We start from the raw sequence: 20,064 nt of genomic DNA on the forward strand, positions 1-20,064 counted from the left end.
AAAGGGCCGCGCCACAATAGCGCCACATGCCACCCATATCCCCCGAAGAGACACCGATCCCGCCCGCGCGGCCGCAGCCCTCGAAGCTCGCCGCCCTCGAGCCCCTGAAGCTCCCCGTGTTCCGCATGCTGTGGAGCACCTGGCTCATCGCCAACATCTGCATGTGGATGAACGATGTGGCGGCGGCGTGGATGATGACCTCGCTCACCACCTCGCCGATCTGGGTGGCGCTGGTGCAGTCGGCCTCCACCTTGCCGGTGTTCCTTCTCGGCCTGCCCAGCGGCGCGCTGGCCGACATCCTCGACCGCAGGCGCTGGCTGGTGGCCACGCAGTTCTGGCTGGCCGGCACGGCCATCGTGCTGTGCGCGGCACTGGCGCTCGACCTGATGACCGCGCCGCTGCTGCTGGCGCTCACCTTCGCCAACGGCATCGGGCTGGCGCTGCGCTGGCCGGTGTTCGCGGCCATCGTGCCCGAGCTGGTGCCACGGCCGCAGTTGCCAGCGGCGCTGGGCCTGAACGGCATCGCGATGAACGCCTCGCGCATCGTCGGCCCGCTCACGGCCGGCGTGCTGATCGCCAGCGCCGGCACGGTGTGGGTGTTCGCGCTCAACGCGGTGCTGTCAGTGGCCTCGGGCTTCGTGGTGCTGCGCTGGCGGCGCGCGCACACACCCAATCCGCTGGGCCGCGAAAAGCTCATCAGCGCGATGCGCGTGGGCGTGCAGTTCGTGCGGCAGTCGCAGCGCATGCGCGCGGTGCTGGTGCGCGTGTCGATCTTCTTCTTCCACTCCACGGCCCTGCTGGCGCTGCTGCCGCTGCTGGCGCGTGAGCTGCAGGGCGGCGGTGCCGGCACCTTCACGCTGCTGCTGGCGGCCATGGGCTCGGGCGCGATCATCGCGGTGCTGTTCCTGCCCCGGCTGCGCCAGGCGATGGGGCGCGACCAGCTGGTGCTGCGCGGGGCGCTGCTGCAGTCGGGCGCCACGGCGGTGATGGCCTACGCGCCCAACGCATGGGTGGCGGTGCCGGCGATGTTCTTCGGCGGCATGGCGTGGATCACGGTGGCCAATTCGCTGTCGGTGTCGGCCCAGCTCGCATTGCCCGACTGGGTGCGGGCGCGCGGCATGTCGATGTACCAGATGGCCATCATGGGCGCGAGCGCGATCGGCGCGGCGCTCTGGGGCCAGGTGGCCACGGTGACGTCGCTGCAACTGAGCCTGGTCATCGGCGCCATCAGCGGCACCCTGCTGATGCTGGTGGCCCTGCGCTGGGTGACCGATGTGAGCGGCGAAGACGACACCAGCCCCGCCGAAGCCGGCTGGGCCGCCGGCCCGCCGGCCGAGGCGCCGCAGGAAGACGGCCGCGTGGTGATCACGGTCGAGTTCATGATCGACCCGGCCCGCGCCGCCGCCTTCCATATCGTCATGCAGCAGACCCGCCGCGCGCGCCTGAGCCAGGGCGCGATCGGCTGGGAGCTGCTGCACGACATCGCGCAGCCGGCGCGCTACGTGGAGCAGATCGTCGATGAATCGTGGACCGACCACCTGCGCCGCTTCAACCGCGCCACCGCCTCCGACATGGCGCTGCGCGAGCGGCGGCTGGCCTTTCACCTGGGCGAGTCGCCGCCGGTGGTCACGCGCTACGTGGTGCGACGCTGAGCCCCTGCGGCGTCTCGCTGCCGCAACAGTGGCGGGCGTCTGATTGTTTCTTGATGGTGAATCGTGCCAAATGGTCCGGCATCTCCCGGCCCGGGGCCGCTACAAGAGACAACGAGGAGCACGCATGCACATCGAGCGACCGCATCGATTCCCGCGCCACATCCCGATTCCCCTTGTTTCATCCCTCGCGGCCGTGCTGGCCGCACTGGCCGGCGGCGGTGCTCATGCGGCCTGCGGCCCCACCACCACGCCCGGCACCGGCGACACGGTGGTCTGCGACGGCACCACCACCGGCTCGCCCAGCGTGATCGCGGTGCCGGGCAGCACCGGCGTCAGCATCACGGTGAACAACGGCGCCACGCTGAGCACCACTGCCAACCAGGCTTTGCTCATACAAGACGGCAGCAGCATCACCAACAACGGGACGATCACGGTCACGGGCCCTGGAACAGGGGGCGGTGGGCGCGGCGCAATGATTGCCACCGGCAGCGACAACGTGCTGACCAACAACGGCACCATCCGCACCGCAAGCACAGGCCCAGGCGCAGTGGGCATCCTGGTGACGTCGAACAGCAGCACCCGGACTGTCATCACAAACAGCGGCAGCATCACCACCACGGGCGGCAGCTCGCACGGCATCTCCACGCTGGGCCCGGGCAACACAGTCACCAACAGCGGCACCATCGACGTCAGCGGCAGGGCGAGCAAGGGCGTCTATCTGCAAGGCGGCAACGGCGTCGCCAACCTGCTGGTCAACACCGGCACCATCCGCGCGACAGGCGCCAACACCTCGGCCACGAGCGGCTTCGCGAGCGCGGTGCATGTGAACACGCTCAGCGCCAGCTTCTTCTCGCGCGTCGAGAACCATGCCGGCGGCGTGCTCTCGAGCGCCAATGACTACGGCTATCGCGGACAGAACGGCAACGACACGCTGATCAATGCCGGCTCCATCGAGGGCAATGGCGGCACCAACAACGACGGCGCGATCCTGATGGGCGGCGGCGGCACCGGCACGCTGATCCTGCAGACCGGCTCGGTCATCAAAGGCGCGGCCGATGGCGGCAACGCGAGCAGCGACACCTTCCTCGAAGGCACCGGCACCGTCGACAACGCCTTTCGCAATTTCCAGAACCTCACGATGCGCGGCACCGCGTGGTCGTGGAAGACCGATGCGAGTTTCTCGAATTCGATCCGCATCGAGTCGGGCCGCTTCGACCTGCCCGCGACGCTGACCAGCCCCGGCATCGCCGTGCTCCCCGGCGCCACGGTCGCCGGCACCGGCACCTTCGCGGGCAACGTGACGAACCAGGGCACCTTGCTGCCCGGCCCCAACGACGGCGTCAACTTCGGCGCCTTCACGGTGCGCGGCAACTACTTCGGCGGCAGCGGCGCGCTGGTGCAGGTCAACACCGTGGTCGCTGGCGACAACTCGCCGTCGGACAAGCTGGTGATCGACGGCGGCGCGGCCTCGGGCGGCACCGGGTTGCGCGTCGTCAATCGCGGCGGGCTGGGCGCGCCCACGCTGGCCGACGGCATCCTGGTGGTGCAGACGCTCAACGGCGGCACCACCGCCGCCAACGCCTTCTCGCTGACGCAGGCGGTCGAGGCCGGTGCCTACAACTACCACCTGTTCCGCGGCGGCGCGGCGGGCAACAACCCGGACAACTGGTACCTGCGCAACAGCGGCTACGTGGTCGACGGCAACGTTGTGGGCACGGTCACCGAGGTCATCGATGCGCTGGAAACCCATCCGCCGACACCCGGCACGCCGCCGCCGTCGTTCGAGCCGGTCAAGCTCTACCGGCCCGAAGTGGCGCTGTACAGCAGCATTCCGCTGGTGGTGCGCCGCCTCGGGCTCGCGCAGCTCGGCAGCTTTCATGACCGGCAGGGCGACCAGCAACTGCTTGCCAACGACGAGGGCTCGCAAGCCTCGTGGGGCCGCGTGTTCGGCGAAAGCACGCGGCAACGCCTGCGCGGCGACGCCGACCCGCAATTCAACGGTCGCATCTCCGGCCTGCAGCTCGGGCACGACTTCCTGATTGCCACGGACGGCTCGGGCGGGCGCAACCGCGTCGGCGTGCTCGGCGGCTACACCCGCGCCAGCGGCGACACCAGCGGCGTGGTGGACGGCAACACCAACGGCGCCACCGGCCACCTGAGCGTCGAGGGCTACAGCCTGGGCGCGTACTGGACCCGCGTGGCCAGCAGCGGCTGGTACAGCGACGCTGTGCTCATGGCCACCCGCTTCAGGGCCGACGCGCTCTCCACGCTCGGGCGCGGCGGCCGTCCGCACGGCACCTCGGTCACGGCCTCGCTCGAAGCGGGCTATCCGCTGGCACTGAGCGACAACGTCACGCTGCAGCCGCAGGTGCAATTGATCTGGCAGCGCAGCGCGATCGACGGCTTCGACGACGGCATTTCCGCCGTGCGCTTCCAGCGCGACAACGCCGTCACCGCCCGCGTGGGCGCGCGGCTCGAAGGCAGCTTCAGCGCCGGCGGCGGCACCTGGAAGCCTTATCTGAAGGCCAATCTCTGGCACACCTTCAGCGGCGACAACCTGATCTTCTTCGGGCCCACCGACCAGGTCGCCAACGGTCGCGGCGCCAGCGCGCTCGAAGTCGGTGCCGGCGTGGTCGGGCAGGTGAACAAGATGCTGGCGGTGTATGGCGGCCTGGCCTACACCAGCGCCATCGGTCGGACGCAGCAGACCGGCGTGCAGGGCCAGTTGGGCATGCGGGTGCGCTGGTAACACCAGGCGCGGCGGCTGGCGTTCCACCTGGGCAAAGCGTCGCCAGCGGGTGTTTTGACCACTTGCATGGTTTTGATGGCATAGCACTTGCATGCATAAGAGCAAGGGTATCCACCCATGTCAGACTTTTTCTGACCACATGGATAATTTAGACTATCCAACCCGCCGTCAAGAGGTTTGCCACGATGAATCCGGTCCCCCTGCGCAGCCGTTTCTGGTCTGACCTGACCAGCGAAGAGTTCTCCCGTCTCGACCGCGAACGGCTCATCGCCGTGTTGCCGGTGGGCGCCACCGAACAGCACGGTCCCCATCTGCCGATGTCGACCGACACCGCCACCATCGACGGCATGGTGCGCGCCACGCTCCCGTACCTGCCCGACGACCTGCCGGTGCTTTTTCTTCCCACCGTGCCCTATGGCAAGAGCAACGAGCATTCGCGCTACCCCGGCACGCTCACCGTGTCGGCCCACACGCTGATCTCGCTGTGGAAAGACATCGGCGCCTGCGTCGCCAAGGCCGGCGTGCGCAAGCTGGTGCTCTACAACAGCCACGGCGGCCAGATGAGCGTGATGGACATCGTGGCGCGCGACCTGCGCGAAGAGCACGACATGATGGTCGTGGCCGCCAACTGGTACACGCTGGGCCTGCCCGAGGGCCTGTTCACCGCGCATGAAGGCAAGCACGGCATCCATGCCGGCGACCTCGAAAGCTCGGTGATGCTGCACCTGACGCCCGACTACGTGCGCCGCGATCAATTCCAGAACTTCAGCTCCATGACCGAGCAGCTGGCCGCCGAGAACAAGTTCCTCTCGATCACCCCCAGCGGCAAGCTCGGCTGGCAGATGCACGACATCAACCCCGCGGGCGCCGCCGGCGACGCCACGCGCGCCACCGCCGAGAAGGGCGCGGCAGTGCTCGACCACGTGGGCCGCCGCTTCGTCGAGCTGCTGCAGGAGGTCGACCGCTTCCCGCTCGAACGCCTGGCCAACGTCCCGGCCTGGCGCTAGGCTCGCACGCCATGGACAGCACCCAGACCCCACCCCTGGTCAGCCTGCGCAACGTCAGCAAGCGCTTTGCCAACGGCACGCTCGCCCTGCAGGGCATGACGCTCGACATCGGCGAGCACGACTTCGTCAGCTTCCTCGGCCCCTCGGGCTGCGGCAAGAGCACCGCGCTGCGGCTGGTGGCCGGGCTCACCCGGCTCAGCTCGGGCGAGATGAAATGGTCGGGCGCCAACACCGGCAAGACACAGAGCGACCGCGACCTGGGCTTCGTGTTCCAGGAGCCCACGCTCATGCCCTGGACCAAGGTGTTCGACAACGTCTGGCTGCCACTCAAGCTCGCGGGCATGGGCCGCGACGAGGCCGCGCCGGTGGTGCAGCAGGTGCTGGAGCTGGTCGGCCTCTCGCGCTTTGCCGACGTCTATCCGCGCGAGCTGTCGGGCGGCATGAAGATGCGCGTGTCGATCGCGCGCGCGCTCGTCACGCACCCGCGCCTGCTGCTCATGGACGAGCCCTTCGCCGCGCTCGACGAAATGACGCGCATCAAGCTCAACAACGACCTGCTGGCCATCTGGCGCGAGCACCGCTTCTCGATCGTGTTCGTCACGCACAGCGTGTACGAGTCGGTGTACCTGTCGAACCGCATCGTCGTGATGGCGGCGCGCCCCGGCCGCGTGATCGACGAGATCCGCATCGACGAGCCGTACCCGCGCGGCGAAGAGTTCCGCACGTCGAGCCGCTACAACGCGCATTGCACGGCTGTCTCGCAATCCCTGCACGGAGCCCTGCATGGCCTCGACATCGACCATTGAACCCGTGATGCCCATGGACCACACGACCGACGAAGCCACCCCGTCCGCCGACATGCTGCGCGCGCACGAAGACAGGCTGCGCCGCCGCGAGTCGATGCTGCGCATCGTGGTGCCGGCGGGCATCGTCCTGGCGCTGCTGCTGATCTGGGAGTGGACGGTGCGCGTCAACAACATCCCGCACTACATCCTGCCCGCGCCCTCGCTCATTCTTCGCACGCTGTTCGACAACTGGGATTCGCTGTCCAGCGCGCTGTGGTTCACCGTCAAGCTCACGCTGCTCGCGCTCACGGCGGCCATCGTCGGCGGCGTGCTGCTGGCGATTGCGTTCGCGCTGTTCAAGTGGGTCGAGATCGGGCTGTTCCCCATCGCCGTGATCCTGCAGGTGACGCCGATCATCGCGATCGCACCGCTGATCCTGATCTACGTGTCGAGCACCACGGCGGCGCTGCTGCTGTGCGCGTGGATCGTGGCCTTCTTCCCCATCTTGTCGAACACGGTCATCGGATTGAAGAGCGCCGACAGCAACCTGCGCGACCTGTTCCAGCTCTACAAGGCCTCGCCCTGGCAGACATTCCGCTACCTGCTCGCACCCAGCGCGCTGCCGTACTTCATGGCGGGCCTGAAGATCGCGGGCGGCCTGAGCCTGATCGGCGCGGTGGTGGCCGAGTTCACTGCCGGCACCGCAGGCAAGGAAACCGGATTGGCCTCGCGCATTCTCGAATCGAGCTTCCGCACCGAGATCCCGATGATGTTCGCCGCGCTGCTGCTGGTGTCGTTGCTCGGCATCGTGATCTTCATCGTGTTCGCCGCCCTGTCGCGCCTGGTGCTGGGCCACTGGCACGAAAGCGAAATGCGCCGCGAGCGCTGACCGGGCCTGTTGCGATGGACGCCATCACCATGACCGAACAACCGGCCACGCACGCCGCCGTCGACTGGGACGCTGTGCGCCGCGAACTGCACGGCCTGAACCTGATCACCGCGCCCAACCAGCGCAAGCAGTTGTCGAAGGACTTCTACTGGTACAGCCCCATCCTCACCGCACAGCTCGCGGGCTGCGTGGCCGACCTCGTCGTCAAGGTCAGCACCGAAGACGACGTGCGCCAGGCCGCGGCCGTGGCCGCGAAGTGGAAGCTGCCGCTGACCGTGCGCGCCGGCGGCACCGGCAACTACGGCCAGTGCGTGCCGCTCGAGGGCGGCATCGTGCTCGACGTGACGCAGATGTGCCGCGTGCTCGACATCGGCGAAGGCCGCATGCGCGTCGAGGCCGGTGCGCGCATGCACGACATCGACCTCGCCGCGCGTGAGACCGGACAGGCGCTGCGCATGTGGCCCTCGACCTGGCACGTGGCCAGCATCGGCGGCTTCATCGCGGGCGGCTTCGGCGGCATCGGCTCTTTCCGCCACGGCATCCTGCGCGACCCCGGCAACCTGCTGCGTGCGCGCGTGATGACGGTGGAGCGCGAGCCGCGCGTCATCGAACTGCAGGGCGACGAGATCCAGCAGGTGCACCACGCCTACGGCACCAACGGCGTGATCCTCGACGTCGAAGTGGCGCTGAGCCCCGCCGTCGAATGGGTGCACTGCACGGTGTTGTTCGACACGTACCGCGGCGCGCTCGACTTCGGCATTGCGGCACAGGCGCCGACGCTCGACATCTTCCTGCTGTCGACCGTCGAGGCGCGCTTCTCGCCCTACTACACGGCCATGCGCGACCGCTTTCCGCCGAACCGGCATGCGGTGTTCACCATGGTCTCGCCCGATTCGATGGCGGATTTCCGCGCGCTTGCCGAAGCCCATGACGGCACGATCTCCGTGGCCGGCACCGAAGCCGAACTGCTGGCCGACGGCCTGCCACCCGCTTATGAATGCGCGTTCAACCACACGACGCTGCAGGCGCTGAAGGCTGACCGTGGCTGGACCTACCTGCAGGTTGCCTACGCCCAGCCCTTCGACCCGTCGGTGGTCGAGCGCCATCTCGAGATCTTCGGCGACGACGTATTGCAGCATCAGGACTTCGCGCGCGCTGGCGGCGAGTGCGGCACCTTCGGCATCCTGCTGGTGCGCTGGAAGGGCGAGGCCCATCAGTACGAGCTGATCCGCGAGATCGAGTCGCAAGGCGGCTGCAAGATATTCAACCCGCACGTCGTGACCATCGAAGACGGCGGCATGAAGACCATCGACACACAGCAGATCGATTTCAAGAAGCGCAGCGATCCGATGGGGTTGATGAACCCCGGCAAGACGCGGGGCTGGCATGCGGACATGGCTGTCGAGCGCTGACATGACGTCCTGCTTTTCTGTTCTTCTTGCTGGGCGTTTTGTTCGCTGTTGTTCAGGGCGACGCTCACGCCGACACGGTGCTCTTTTTCGCGAATGTCCCCCGCTTCGCTCCTCCTTTATTTCGCGAAAAAGAGCCTCGTATCGGCGCGAGCGCTGGACAGAGCAGTTGTTGATCAGCGGTACACCAGCAGCCTGTCCGGGTGCGAATGACACCAGGTGCTCCCCGCAGCGAAATAAAGGAGGAGCGAAGCGGGGGACATTCGCGGAGGGGAGCACCTGGTGTCATTCGCACCCGCCCCGAATGAACCCGAACCCGAACCCGAACCCGCACCCAAGCAGCAGCGCCCCAAACAACAGCCCCCAGAACGCAAGCCCGCGATCGACATCGCTGACATGAAAATCCCCCGAGTCGCTTTCAAATCCCAGGAGTCCACTGCCATGCGCGTCCCCGCTCTGACCCTTCGTCCCCTTGCTTTCGGCCTGGCCCTCGCGGCCGCCGCCTTCGCCGTGCAGGCGCAGGAAAAAGTGGTGTTCGCCACCAACTGGAAAGCGCAGGCCGGCCACGGCGGCTTCTACCAGGCGCTGGTGGACGGCACCTACAAGAAGTACGGCCTCGACGTGGAGATCATGCAGGGCGGCCCGATGGTCAACAACCGGCCGATGCTGCCGGCCGGCAAGGTCGACTTCCTGATGACCGGCAACCTGCTGCAGTCCTTCGACAACGTGAAGAACGGCGTGCCCACCGTGGTGGTCGCGGCCATCTTCCAGAAAGACCCGCAGGCCATCTTTGCGCACCCCGGCCAGGGCTACGACACCTTCAAGGACCTGACCAAGGCGCCCGTGGCCTTCATCGGCAAGGACGGCCAGTTCAGCTTCTGGCAGTGGATGAAGTCGGAGCACGGCTTCAAGGATTCGCAGCTCAAGCCCTACACCTTCAACGTCGGCCCGTTCCTGGCCAACAAGAAATCGATCCAGCAGGGCTACGCGATTTCCGAGCCGCTCTCCATCAAGGCACAGGCCGGCTTCGACCCCGTGGTGCACCTGCTGGCCGACCATGGCTTCTCGACCTACGCGACCACCATCGAGACGCGCGCCGACCTGATCAAGACCAAGCCCGAGACGGTGCGCAAGTTCGTCGAGGCTTCGATCATCGGCTGGAACAACTACCTCTACGGTGACAACAAGGCCGCCAACGAGCTCATCACCAAGACCAACCCCGACTCGACCGCCGTTGCGCTGCAAGGCTCGATCGACCTGATGAAGAAGATGGGCATCGTCGACAGCGGCGACTCGCTCACCAAGGGCATCGGCGCCATGGACGAAGCCCGCGTGAAAGATTTCTACGACAAGATGGTCAAGGCCGGCCTGTACAAGCCGGGCGAGATCGATCTGTCGAAGGTCGTGACCACGCAGTTCGTGAACAAGGGCGTCGGTGTCGACGTCCGCAAGAAGCTCACCGGCAAGTAAGAAGAGCCGGCCAGCCAGAGAAGCATTGTTTTTCCCGTGGGTCGCGCGGGGCTTGCGCCGGGGTCAGATGCCGGCGCCTGGGTTGCCATAAGGCACGCGCGGCCTTTTGTTCCTTGGGCTCTGACCCCGTCTCGCCGAACAGGCGAACCGGCCCTTCACCATGAAAACGCTCGTCGTCCACTGCCATCCGAACCCTGACAGCTTCAACCACGCGCTGTACCGCGCCGCCCTCGAGGCGCTCGAACCCCGGCATGCCGTCAAGGCCATCGACCTCTATGCCGAAGGCTTCGACCCGACGCTGACCCGCGAGGAGCGCATCGCCTACCTCGACAACCCCGAACTGATCCGCGAGCGCGTGAAACCGCATGTCGAAGCGCTGCTGTGGGCCGAGCACCTGGTGTTCGTCTACCCCACCTGGTTCCACGGGCCACCGTCGATGCTCAAGGGCTGGCTGGAGCGGGTGTGGCTGCCGGGCGTGGCTTTCCTGCCGGCCGAGCGCAAGGGGCAGCTCGCGAAGTCGGGCATGCGGCACATCCAGCGGCTGACGGTGGTGACCACGGGCGGCTCGCCGCGCTGGTTCGTGTTCGCGATCGGTGATCCGGGCCGGCGGCTGTTCACGCGCGCGCTGCGTGCGCTGTTCGCATGGCGCTGCAAGGTGACGTGGCTGCAACTGCACGACATGAACGCCGCCACCGCGAACGACCGCACCCATTTCATCGCGCGCGTGTCGCGCAAGCTGCAGAGCATCTGAGCCGTTTCGAACAAACAGAAAGAAAGAAGAGGAGGCCCGCACCATGAGTCTCGAGCGCACGCTCACTGTCCGCGTCGAACGCATCTCGCGGCAGACGCCGGAAATCCTGGCCTTCGAGCTGGCCCATCCGTGGGGCCGGCCGCTGCCGGCCTACGAGGCCGGCGCGCACATCGACGTGCACATGCCCGGCGGCTTTTCGCGCCAGTACTCGCTGGCGCGTGCGCCTTCGGGCAACGCGTCCTATGTGATCGGCGTGAAGCGCGAAGTCGGCAGCCGCGGCGGCTCGGCTTCGATGCATGAGCGCGTGCGCGAGGGCGACCTGCTGCCCATCAGCACGCCGCGCAACACCTTTCCGCTGCGCGAAGAGGCAAAGCACCACCTGCTGCTGGCGGGCGGCATCGGCATGACGCCGCTGCTGGCCATGGCGCAGGCGCTGGCGGCGCGCGGCGCGGACTTCACGCTGTGCGTGTTCGCGCGCAGCGAAGAGCACCTGGCCTTTGCCGATGCACTGCGCGCGCCCGCGCTGGCGCCGCACCTGCGGCTGCACCTCGACCAGGGCGATGCCTCGCAACGCATCGACCTGCGCGCGCTGCTCGCCGAGCGCGCGCCGAACGCGCATCTCTACGTGTGCGGCCCGGGTGGCTTCATGCAGGCGGTGCGCGATGCGGCTGCACATTGGCCCGAAGACGCACTGCACACCGAGTACTTCGCGGCGCCGACCGACGCCAACACCACCACCGGCCTGCCCTTCACGCTCAAGCTCGCGCGGCGCGGCATCACGGTGCCGGTGGCGGCCGACCAGACGGCCGTCGATGCGCTGCATGAAGTCGGCATCGACATCCCCGTGTCGTGCCAGCAGGGCCTGTGCGGCACCTGTGTGGTCGAAGGCGACGGCGAGGGTGCCGAACACCGCGACTTCTGCCTCACCGGCAGCGAGCGCAAGACCCGCGTGGCGCTGTGCTGCTCGCGCGCCAAGGGCCAGGAACTGGTGCTGCAGCTGTGAGCGCGCGGCCCGTCATCATCGACACCGGCATCGACGAGCGCGAGGCCGAAAGCGAAGCCCCCGCCACGCGCGGGCGTTCGCGCAAGTACACGCAGGTGCTGGGCCTCATCAACCAGGCCGCCATCGAGGTGTTCGCCAGCGAAGGGCTGGCCGGTGCATCGACGCAGGCCATCGCCGACAAGGCCGGCCTGTCGAAGGCACAGCTGCACTACTACATCGAAAGCAAGGAAGCGCTGTACCGGCAGGTGCTGCAGGACATCCTGACCGACTGGATCGTGGTGTTCGGCTTCAGCGACGAGGCCTTCGGCCCGCGCAAGGTGCTGGGCGACCTGATCCATCGCAAGATGGTGTTCTCGTTCGACCACCCGCTGCGCTCGCGCATCTTCACGGCCGAAATGATGCGCGGCGCGCCGGTCATCAACAGCATGATGACCACGAGCAAGGCCCGCACCGACCAGGCCGCCGCCGTGATCCAGAACTGGATGAACCAGGGCCTGATGGACAAGGCCGACCCGATGCTGGTGCTGTTCCACATCTGGGCCGTGACGCAGTTCTATGCCGACCACGCCACGCAGGCCGCGTACTACCGCGACGTGGCGCAACAGGGCGACGAGAAAGACCGGCGCTACCTGATCGAGCAGGTGACGGAGTTCTTGCTGAAGGGCGCGGGGGTCAAGTAGCCGCGCGCTGCGGCAAATACATCGTGGCTTCGACTTCCACCAGCACCTCGTCCCCCGGCAGAAAGCGCGACACCTCGACCACCGTGCTCACCGGCGGCTCGCCCGGATAGAAGAGGCCGCGCACGCGGTTGTAGAAAGCGTAGTGCGGCAGGTGGCGGAAGTACTGCACCAGCTTCACCACGTCTTCCATCGTGCCGCCGTGCTCGGCCGCGATCTGGCGGATGCGCTCCAGCACGAACCAGCTCTGCGCCACGATGGGCGCCTCGAACACATCGACCGACATCTGGCCCGTGGCGTAGCCCACGCCCTGCAGGGCGGTGCGCGCGGCTTCGGGAATCGCGTCGTAGCCCGCGACGGCGCGGCGCGTGGCCGGGTCGACCGCGACCACGCCGCTCATGAAGACGAAATCGCCCACGCGTTTCGCGGCCGCGTAGTTGGCCATCGGCTTGCCCATGCTCATGGTGTTTTCTCCGGATTCGTTTGTTTTTCGAGGATGCGGCCGGCGCGGATCACGGTGCGTTGGCGGCCGCGCGGGCCGATGAGTTCGTGTTCGTCGGTGGCCGCGAGCAGCACCAGGTCGGCCGGGCAGCCCGGCGCGATGCGGCCGTCCCATGCGAGCCCGAGCGCCTTCGCGGGGCTGACGGTGATGGTGTCGAGCCAGTCGGCGGCCGGTGCCAGGTGCGCCATCTGCACGCCGAGGCCGAAGGTCTCCAGAAGATCGTAGCTGCCATAGGGGTAGAAGGCGTCCTGCACGTTGTCGGTGGCCAGGCTCGCACGCAAGCCCCATGCCGCCGCCTCGCGGATGCGCGTGATGCCGCGCGCCACCGGCGTGCGGTCCCACGCGCCCTGCAGGTACAGGTTGGTGGTCGGCAGCGCCACCAGGTGAAGGCCGGCGCCCGCGCACAGCGCGAGCGTTTCGTTGGCGACCGCGTCGTCGTGCATCGCGAGCGAGCAGGCGTGGCCGCAAACGACGTGGCCCTTGAAGTCGCGCGCCCGCACCAGTTGCGCGATGCTGCGCAGGCCGCTGGCCTCCACGTCGAGCCCTTCGTCGACATGGAAGTCCAGGCCCAGCCCGTGCTGCTGCGCGAGGTCGAACACGCGGCCGAGCTTGTGCACGATGCCGTCGTTGCGATAGACGAAAGCGCCGAGCGTGCCGCCCGCACGTTGCACCTCGTGCGCGATGCGCTCGCCGGCCGCGAGGTCGGCGAACAGGTCGAGCGGCGTGAGCGAGACGAACTGCAGTTCGATGCGGCCGTGCCATTCCTCGCGCAGCGCCTCGAACACGGGGAGCGCGGCCGGCGGTTCAGCCTGCACCCAGTCGATGTGCGTGCGCAGTGCGCGCGTGCCCGACTGCCATGCGTCTTGCAGCGCGCGCGTCATGCGCAGGCGCAGCGACTCGCCGGTCCAGCTGTCGCGGTGCCTGTTCATGCGGTCGATGGCGGTGAACAGGTCGCCCTGTGCTGCACCCACGTCCTGCACGGTGTAGTTCTTGTCGATGTGGGCGTGGGCTTCGACCAGCGCGCTCAGCAGGATGCCGCGCGCGTGCTTTTGCCCGGCGCTCGGAACGATCGATTCGACCTTGCCGTCTGTCAACGTGATGTCGAACACCTGCGCGTCGCCGGCATCGAAGCCCCGCAGCGGCGCCGGAATGCGCAGCGCTTCGAGCTTCATGTGCGCTGTCGCCATGCGCGCAGCCAGCCGAGGCCGGCCGAGGTGCCGCCGGGCTCGGAGCCTCGGGCGGGCCGGTACTCGCAGCCGACCCAGCCCTGCCAGCCGCACTGCGCCGACACCTCGTCGATCACATCGAACAGGTAGGGATAGTTCTGCTCACCGATGTCGGGCTCGTGGCGCTCGGGCACGCCCGCGATCTGCAGGTGGCCGACGCGGCCGGTCGGCAGGTACTTGCGGATCTTCATCGCCACGTCGCCTTCGACGATCTGGCAGTGGTACAGGTCCATCTGCACCTTGAGGTTGGGTGCGCCGACCGCTTCGACGATCTCGTGCGCGTGGTCTTGCCGGTTGAGAAAAAAGCGCGGAATGTCGCGCGTGTTGATCGGCTCGATCAGCACGTCGCGCCCGGCCTTGGCGGCTTCGGCGGCGGCCCAGCGCAGGTTGTCGAGGTAGACCACCTGCACGGCCTCGCGCTCCAGGCCTTCGGGCACGAGGCCGGCCATGACGTGGATGCGCGGGCAGTCGAGCGCCACGGCGTAGTCGATGGCCTTGGCGATGCCTTCGCGGAATTCGGCGTCGCGGCCCGGCAGGCAGGCAAGGCCGCGGTCGCCGCCGTCCCAGTCGCCGGGCGGGCCGTTGAACAGCACCTGCTTCAGGCCGTTGGCCTGCAGCCGGGCCACGATTTCTTTCTGCGGGAACGCATAGGGAAAGAGATATTCGACGCCCTGGAAGCCGTCTTTCGCGGCGGCATCGAAGCGGTCGAGGAAAGCTAGCTCCGGGTAGAGCATCGAGAGGTTGGCGGCGAATTGGGGCATGGGGTGTTTTTACTACCAGCGCGCGCCGAAGGTGCGGCGCAGTTCATCGATCTGCGTGGCGTCCAGCGGTTCGGGCTTCGTTGTGGTGGTGAGCAGTTGGAGCTTTGCGGTTTCTTCGAGTTCTTCGAGGACCGACATGGCGGCGGCGGGTGTGTCATGCCAGACGTTGGGGCCCAGGCGCGTGAGCATCACGGCGCGGATTGGCGTGCCGGCGTTGCCGTGGCGTTCGATGGCCTGTGCGACCTGTTCGGCCGCCTCGGGGGCGCCGGGGCGGTGGTACGGAATGACCGGCACGTGGCCGACTTTCATCACGAAGTACGGTGTGAGTGCGGGCAGCAGTTCATCGCCTTGCTGCGGCATCAACGTGAGCGCGACGCAATGCGTGCTGTGGGTGTGGATCACGCAGGCCGTATCGGCGTCGAACTTGCGCGCTGCGGCATAGATGCGCGTGTGCAATGCGATGGTCTTGCTGGCGCGGTCGCCGCTGGTCTGCTGGCCTTGCGCATCGAGCTTTGCGAGTCGCGCCGGGTCGAGGAAACCGAGGCAGGCGTCGGTGGGCGTGATGAGGAAGCCGTCGTCCAGCCGCACGCTGATGTTGCCTGCCGTGGCATGCACGTAGCCGCGGTCGAACAGGCTGCGGCCTGTGCGGCAGATTGCTTCTCGGGCCTGGTTTTCTGTCATGTCGGTTTCTGGGTTGTCTGCATTAGGGGCGCTGCTGTTCTTCAGGGCGAGTGCGAATGACACCAGGTGCTCCCCTCCGCGAATGTCCCCCGCTTCGCTCCTCCTTTATTTCGCTGCGGGGAGCACCTGGTGTCATTCGCACAGGACACGTCGCTGGTGCACCGCCGATCAACAACCGCTCTGTCCAGCGCTCGCGCCGATACGGTGCTCTTTTTCGCGAAATAAAGGAGGAGCGAAGCGGGGGACATTCGCGAAAAAGAGCACCGTGTCGGCGGGAGTGCCGCCCTGAACAGCAGCGCCCCAAACCACGAAGCATCCAACGCACAACGGCTGCAGACGTCATCCGAGCACTGTAAATGCCTTGGTAAAAAAATCATCACTGCCGAAATTGCCAGACTTCAGCGCGATATGGACACCCGCGCCCTTTGCGGCCTCGGCGCGTGCATGGCACCACGGCACGCCGGGGTCGATCTGCGGGCCGATCTGCATCTGCGCGATGCCCAGCGCTTGCACGCACGCACCCGAAGTTTCACCACCGGCCACGACGAGTTGACGCACACCCTGGCCGACCAAACCACGTGCGATGGCGGCGATGGTGCGTTCGACCATTGCGCCAGCCTCGTCCACGCCGAGGCGGCCTTGCACCGATTTCACGGCGCCGGCCTCAGCTGTGGAATAGACGAGCACCGGGCCTTTGTCGAGCAACGGGGTGGCCCATGCCAGCACTTCAGCCGCCACATCCACGCCTGCCGCGATGCGCAGCGGATCGATGGCCAGCGCCGCGCCGCCACGCTGGATGAAGTCGAGCACCTGCCGATTGGTCGCAAGCGAACAACTGCCGGACACCACCGCCTTGTGGCCACCGGCCGCAGGCAATGCACTGGCCTGTGACGAAGGCGCAAGGCCGAAGTTGGCCGGCAGGCCGATGGCCACACCGGAGCCTGCGGTGACCAGCGGCATCTTCGCGAGTGCGGGACCCATGCGCAGCAGGTCATCGTTCGACACCGCATCGACGATGGCGATCGAGACGCCCTCGCCTTTCAATTGTTCGATGCGCTCCCCGATGGCTTCGGCACCACGCGCCACCACCGCGTGATCGATCAATCCCATCTTGCGCGTGCACTGCGCCTGCAGCACACGCACGAGGTTCGGGTCGGTCATCGGCGTGAGCGGATGGTTCTGCATGCCGCTCTCGTTGAGCAGCACATCGCCCGCGAACAGGTAGCCCTTGAACACGGTGCGCTTGTTGTCGGGGAAGGCGGGCGTGGCGATGGTGAAGTCGCAGTTCAACGCCTCCATCAGCGCCTCGGTGACGGGGCCGATGTTGCCCTGCGGTGTGCTGTCGAAGGTGGAGCAGTACTTGAAGTAGATCTGCTGTGCGCCTTGCGCCTGCAGCCAGCGCAGGGCTTCCAGTGATTGCGCGATGGCTTCGGCCGGTGCGATGGTGCGCGACTTGAGCGCGACCACCACCGCGTCGACTTCGGCATCGAGCGGCGTGGCCGGCACGCCGATCGCCTGCACCACGCGCATGCCGGCACGCACGAGGTTGTTGGCGAGGTCGGTGGCGCCGGTGAAATCGTCGGCGATGCAGCCGAGCAGCAGCTTCTTCTTTGCCATCGCTCAGTCTTTCGACACGGGCAGCTTGACCGCCTGCGCGTTCTCGCGGACGTAGTCGCGCAGGATGGCGTCGAAGCTGGCATCGGCCTTCAGGCCCAGCGCTTCCGCACGCGCCGCGTGAATGCGGCTGGGCCAACTGGTGACGATCTTTGCGACAGCGGCGTCGGGCTGCCAGTCGATCAGGCCAGTGGCGTCCTTGCCTGCGATGCGTTCGAGTGCCTGCGCCATCTCGCGCACGGTGGTGGTCAATGCGGGCAGGTTGATGGCGGTGCGCGCGCCCCACTCGGCAGCGCTCGCCGTGGCCGCGCGGATGATGCCGGCGACGGTGTTGTCGGGCGAAGCCAGCGCGACGGCCGTGTCAGGCGACACGGGGCAGCGCGCGCGCTCGCCGGCCAGTGGCTCGCGCAGCATGCCGCTCAGGAAGCTGGAGGCCGCGCCGTTGGGCCGGCCGGGGCGCACCGACACCGTCATGAGCCGCACGTTGCGGCCCTGCACGAAGCCCTTGCGCGTGAAGTCGGCCACGAGCTGTTCGCCGATGAACTTCTGGATGCCGTAGCTGTTCTGCGGCGTCGGCAGCGTGGTGTCTTCGATCACGGCGGGCAGGCGCTGCTCGGGCGAATCGCCGAACACCGCGACCGAGCTGGAGAACACGAACACCGGCGCATGGCCCGCGCGGCGGCAGGCGTCGAGCAGGGCGCGCGTGGTGTCGAGGTTGCTGCGCATGCCGAGATCGAAGTCGGCCTCGCACTCGCCGCTGACGGCTGCAGCGAGGTGGAACAGCGCATCGGTGTCGGCCAGCGGCAGCGCGCCGTTGCCGGCTTGTTCGTACAGATCGCCCTGCACGAACTGGATGCGGGCATCGGCCGCGAGGTCAGCGGGCGGCGGCACGCGGTCGGCCAGCGTGATGCGCGCGACGGGCTGGGCTTCGCCGCCAGCCAGCGCAAGGTCGCCGCCAGCGAGCAGCGTGCGGGCGAGACGGGCGCCGAGAAAGCCGCAGCCGCCGGTGATGAGGATGTTCATGGTCGTCTTGTCTTTCGTTTGCTTGTTCGTTTTTTTTAGAGCACGGGCAGGAAGCGCAGCAGCGCGTCGGCCACCGCATCGGGCGCCTCGCGTTGCGGGAAGTGGCCCACGCCGTCGAGCAGTTCACGGCGGTAGGGGCCGCTGAAGAAGCGCTCCTTGCCGGCCGAGGTGTCGGGATGATTGCAGGGGTCCGCCGCGCCATGCAGCACCAGCGTGGGCACCGACAGCACGGGCGCGGGGCTGAGCGCGGCATCGTCGGCCGCGTAGTGTGGATCGCCTGGCGCGTGGCCCCAGCGATGGCGGTACGAATGCACCACCACCTGTGCCCAGTCGTCGCCTGCGAAAGCAGCGGCGGTGGCCTCGAACTCGGCGGGCTCGTACCAGCCGGCCGGGGCCCACGTGTCCCACATCATCCGCGTGAAGGCGATGCGATCTTCGTGCACCGTGCGTTCGCCACGCGGCGTGGCCATGTACCAGTGGTACCAGTAGTTGCGCGCCTGTTCGATCGCCATCGGCTGGTCGGGCGCGTTGGTGCCGTAGCCGATGGGCATCAGCGTGAGCGCGCTTGCGACGCCGGGCCGCAGCCCGCAGGCATTGCCCACCGCGCGTGCGCCCCAGTCGTGGCCGACCAGCGCGGGCTGCTGAAGGCCGAGCGCGTCGATGAAGTCGAGCAGGTCGCGGCCCAGTGCCGAGAGCTGTCCGCTGCGCGGCGTATCGGCATGCAGGAAGGTCGTGGGCGCGAAGCCGCGCAGCGCAGGCAGCAACACGCGCCAGCCGGCTTCAACGAGCCGGGCGGCCACGCCGTGCCAGCAGCGCGGGCTGTCGGGCCAGCCGTGCATCAGCACTGCTGTGGCTTTGCCGGCAGGGTTCCACTCTTCGTAGCCGATGCGCAGCAGCGGCGTGTCGACGGTCTTGATGTCGCTCATGAGGCCTTTCCTTTCGCGGCGGGCAGTTCGATGCCCGGAAAGATTTTGATGACGGCGCTGTCGTCCTCGCGCGCGAAGCCTGCCGTGGACGCCTGCATGAACATTTGATGCGCGGTGGACGACAACGGCAACGGAAACTTGCTGGCGCGCGCCACGTCGAGCACGAGGCCCAGGTCCTTCACGAAGATGTCGACGGCCGACAGCGGCGTGTAGTCGCCCGCGAGCACATGCGCCATGCGGTTCTCGAACATCCAGCTGTTGCCCGCGCTGTGCGTGATGACTTCGTAGAGCGCATCGGGGTCCACGCCTTCGCGCAGGCCCAGCGCCATCGCCTCGGCCGCCGCCGCGATGTGCACGCCGGCCAGCAGCTGGTTGATGACCTTGACCTTGCTGCCCGCGCCGGCCGAATCGCCCAGGCGGTAGACCTTGGCGGCCATCGCCTCGAGCACCGCGCCGGCCTTGGCGTAGGCGGCGGGTGTGCCGGCGGTCATCATCGTCATCTGGCCGCTCGCGGCCTTGGCGGCGCCGCCGGAGATGGGCGCATCGAGGTACAGGATGCCCTGCTTCGCAAGGCGCGCTTCGAGCGCCACGGACCAGTTCGGATCGACGGTGGAGCACATCACGAAGAGGCTGCCGGGTTTCATCGATGCGGCGCAGCCGGGTGTGGTGCCGTCGCCGAACAACACCGATTCGGTCTGCGCGGCGTTGACGACGACGCTGACCACGATGTCGCACTGCGCGCCGAGCGCGGCCAGCGTGTCGCAGGCCGTGCCGCCATCGCGCGCGAAGGCGGCGGCAACGCCGGGGCGCACGTCGAACACGTGCGGCGCATGGCCCGCGCGACGCAGCGATTGCGCCATGCCGCTGCCCATGGCGCCGAGGCCCACGAGGCCGACGACGGGGGTGTTGCTGGAGGTGTCTGTCATGGTGTCGTTTCTC

18 protein-coding genes are annotated in these 20,064 nt (G+C 67.7%); 10 read left to right on the forward strand and 8 right to left on the reverse strand.

The genetic code is table 11. The features are described 5' to 3' along the window. Positions 1–26: 26 nt before the first annotated feature. The 10 genes from ACSFB7_RS14635 (at position 27) to ACSFB7_RS14680 (ending at position 12,395) form a co-directional block, all read left to right on the forward strand. A complete protein-coding gene (locus tag ACSFB7_RS14635) occupies positions 27–1,652 on the forward strand; it encodes an MFS transporter (RefSeq protein WP_435471229.1) in 1,626 nt (541 codons plus the stop codon). A gap of 124 nt (positions 1,653–1,776) precedes the next feature. After that, complete coding sequence (locus tag ACSFB7_RS14640) at positions 1,777–4,401, forward strand: autotransporter family protein (protein ID WP_435471231.1); 2,625 nt, start codon at positions 1,777–1,779, stop codon at positions 4,399–4,401. Between the two features lie 185 nt (positions 4,402–4,586). Further along, on the forward strand, positions 4,587–5,408 hold the full coding sequence (locus ACSFB7_RS14645; protein WP_435471233.1) for a creatininase family protein: 822 nt from the start codon (positions 4,587–4,589) through the stop codon (positions 5,406–5,408). A gap of 11 nt (positions 5,409–5,419) precedes the next feature. Continuing rightward, positions 5,420–6,214 carry an ABC transporter ATP-binding protein gene (locus tag ACSFB7_RS14650; protein ID WP_187112846.1) on the forward strand — a complete coding sequence of 265 codons (795 nt, stop codon included), beginning with the start codon at positions 5,420–5,422 and terminating at the stop codon, positions 6,212–6,214. Beyond that, complete coding sequence (locus ACSFB7_RS14655; protein WP_435471236.1) at positions 6,192–7,082, forward strand: ABC transporter permease; 891 nt, start codon at positions 6,192–6,194, stop codon at positions 7,080–7,082. The genes ACSFB7_RS14650 and ACSFB7_RS14655 overlap by 23 nt, the downstream gene beginning before the upstream one ends. Positions 7,083–7,096: 14 nt before the next feature. Beyond that, on the forward strand, positions 7,097–8,494 hold the full coding sequence (locus ACSFB7_RS14660; RefSeq protein WP_435471238.1) for an FAD-binding oxidoreductase: 1,398 nt from the start codon (positions 7,097–7,099) through the stop codon (positions 8,492–8,494). 438 nt (positions 8,495–8,932) lie between these two features. Further along, positions 8,933–9,961, forward strand: a complete 1,029-nt coding sequence (locus ACSFB7_RS14665) for an ABC transporter substrate-binding protein (protein ID WP_435471240.1) — start codon at positions 8,933–8,935, stop codon at positions 9,959–9,961. A 160-nt stretch (positions 9,962–10,121) separates the two neighbouring features. After that, positions 10,122–10,712, forward strand: a complete 591-nt coding sequence (locus ACSFB7_RS14670) for an NAD(P)H-dependent oxidoreductase (protein WP_394482818.1) — start codon at positions 10,122–10,124, stop codon at positions 10,710–10,712. A 43-nt stretch (positions 10,713–10,755) separates the two neighbouring features. After that, complete coding sequence (locus tag ACSFB7_RS14675; RefSeq protein ID WP_435471242.1) at positions 10,756–11,715, forward strand: PDR/VanB family oxidoreductase; 960 nt, start codon at positions 10,756–10,758, stop codon at positions 11,713–11,715. After that, complete coding sequence (locus ACSFB7_RS14680; protein WP_435471244.1) at positions 11,712–12,395, forward strand: TetR family transcriptional regulator C-terminal domain-containing protein; 684 nt, start codon at positions 11,712–11,714, stop codon at positions 12,393–12,395. Before ACSFB7_RS14675 ends, ACSFB7_RS14680 begins: the two co-directional genes overlap by 4 nt. On the opposite strand, the gene ACSFB7_RS14685 is transcribed toward ACSFB7_RS14680, so the two are convergent. The 8 genes from ACSFB7_RS14685 to ltnD all read right to left on the reverse strand — a co-directional run bounded on the left by ACSFB7_RS14685 (position 12,388) and on the right by ltnD (position 20,051). Continuing rightward, positions 12,388–12,855: a RidA family protein gene (locus ACSFB7_RS14685; RefSeq protein ID WP_093242688.1), complete on the reverse strand. Its 468-nt coding sequence runs from the start codon at positions 12,853–12,855 to the stop codon at positions 12,388–12,390. The two genes, ACSFB7_RS14680 and ACSFB7_RS14685, sit on opposite strands and share 8 nt — an antisense overlap. Further along, complete coding sequence (locus ACSFB7_RS14690) at positions 12,852–14,081, reverse strand: amidohydrolase family protein (protein ID WP_435471246.1); 1,230 nt, start codon at positions 14,079–14,081, stop codon at positions 12,852–12,854. Before ACSFB7_RS14690 ends, ACSFB7_RS14685 begins: the two co-directional genes overlap by 4 nt. Continuing rightward, a complete protein-coding gene (gene otnI / locus ACSFB7_RS14695; RefSeq protein ID WP_435471248.1) occupies positions 14,063–14,881 on the reverse strand; it encodes a 2-oxo-tetronate isomerase in 819 nt (272 codons plus the stop codon). Before otnI ends, ACSFB7_RS14690 begins: the two co-directional genes overlap by 19 nt. Positions 14,882–14,893: 12 nt before the next feature. Beyond that, the gene (locus ACSFB7_RS14700) at positions 14,894–15,562 is read right to left on the reverse strand and encodes a class II aldolase/adducin family protein (protein ID WP_435471250.1); all 669 of its coding nucleotides are present in this window, start codon (positions 15,560–15,562) and stop codon (positions 14,894–14,896) included. 339 nt (positions 15,563–15,901) lie between these two features. After that, a complete protein-coding gene (gene otnK / locus ACSFB7_RS14705) occupies positions 15,902–17,179 on the reverse strand; it encodes a 3-oxo-tetronate kinase (protein WP_435471252.1) in 1,278 nt (425 codons plus the stop codon). A 3-nt stretch (positions 17,180–17,182) separates the two neighbouring features. Next, the gene (denD, locus tag ACSFB7_RS14710; protein WP_435471254.1) at positions 17,183–18,199 is read right to left on the reverse strand and encodes a D-erythronate dehydrogenase; all 1,017 of its coding nucleotides are present in this window, start codon (positions 18,197–18,199) and stop codon (positions 17,183–17,185) included. Positions 18,200–18,234: 35 nt separating this feature from the next. After that, complete coding sequence (locus ACSFB7_RS14715; RefSeq protein ID WP_435471256.1) at positions 18,235–19,125, reverse strand: alpha/beta fold hydrolase; 891 nt, start codon at positions 19,123–19,125, stop codon at positions 18,235–18,237. Continuing rightward, on the reverse strand, positions 19,122–20,051 hold the full coding sequence (ltnD, locus tag ACSFB7_RS14720; protein ID WP_435471258.1) for an L-threonate dehydrogenase: 930 nt from the start codon (positions 20,049–20,051) through the stop codon (positions 19,122–19,124). Before ltnD ends, ACSFB7_RS14715 begins: the two co-directional genes overlap by 4 nt. Positions 20,052–20,064 lie beyond the last annotated feature (13 nt).

Source organism: Variovorax raffinosi, from assembly GCF_051216615.1.
Taxonomy (GTDB): Bacteria; Pseudomonadota; Gammaproteobacteria; order Burkholderiales; family Burkholderiaceae_C; genus Variovorax.

Coding starts and splice junctions, on each gene's coding strand:
- otnK (WP_435471252.1), bottom strand. CDS start 17,179: ATGGCAAAGAAGAAGCTGCTGCTCGGCTGCATCGCCGACGATTTCACC.
- denD (WP_435471254.1), bottom strand. CDS start 18,199: ATGAACATCCTCATCACCGGCGGCTGCGGCTTTCTCGGCGCCCGTCTC.
- ltnD (WP_435471258.1), bottom strand. CDS start 20,051: ATGACAGACACCTCCAGCAACACCCCCGTCGTCGGCCTCGTGGGCCTC.
- ACSFB7_RS14670 (WP_394482818.1), top strand. CDS start 10,122: ATGAAAACGCTCGTCGTCCACTGCCATCCGAACCCTGACAGCTTCAAC.
- ACSFB7_RS14690 (WP_435471246.1), bottom strand. CDS start 14,081: ATGGCGACAGCGCACATGAAGCTCGAAGCGCTGCGCATTCCGGCGCCG.
- ACSFB7_RS14650 (WP_187112846.1), top strand. CDS start 5,420: ATGGACAGCACCCAGACCCCACCCCTGGTCAGCCTGCGCAACGTCAGC.
- ACSFB7_RS14660 (WP_435471238.1), top strand. CDS start 7,097: ATGGACGCCATCACCATGACCGAACAACCGGCCACGCACGCCGCCGTC.
- ACSFB7_RS14665 (WP_435471240.1), top strand. CDS start 8,933: ATGCGCGTCCCCGCTCTGACCCTTCGTCCCCTTGCTTTCGGCCTGGCC.
- ACSFB7_RS14715 (WP_435471256.1), bottom strand. CDS start 19,125: ATGAGCGACATCAAGACCGTCGACACGCCGCTGCTGCGCATCGGCTAC.
- ACSFB7_RS14640 (WP_435471231.1), top strand. CDS start 1,777: ATGCACATCGAGCGACCGCATCGATTCCCGCGCCACATCCCGATTCCC.
- ACSFB7_RS14685 (WP_093242688.1), bottom strand. CDS start 12,855: ATGAGCATGGGCAAGCCGATGGCCAACTACGCGGCCGCGAAACGCGTG.
- otnI (WP_435471248.1), bottom strand. CDS start 14,881: ATGCCCCAATTCGCCGCCAACCTCTCGATGCTCTACCCGGAGCTAGCT.
- ACSFB7_RS14675 (WP_435471242.1), top strand. CDS start 10,756: ATGAGTCTCGAGCGCACGCTCACTGTCCGCGTCGAACGCATCTCGCGG.
- ACSFB7_RS14700 (WP_435471250.1), bottom strand. CDS start 15,562: ATGACAGAAAACCAGGCCCGAGAAGCAATCTGCCGCACAGGCCGCAGC.
- ACSFB7_RS14645 (WP_435471233.1), top strand. CDS start 4,587: ATGAATCCGGTCCCCCTGCGCAGCCGTTTCTGGTCTGACCTGACCAGC.
- ACSFB7_RS14635 (WP_435471229.1), top strand. CDS start 27: ATGCCACCCATATCCCCCGAAGAGACACCGATCCCGCCCGCGCGGCCG.
- ACSFB7_RS14655 (WP_435471236.1), top strand. CDS start 6,192: ATGGCCTCGACATCGACCATTGAACCCGTGATGCCCATGGACCACACG.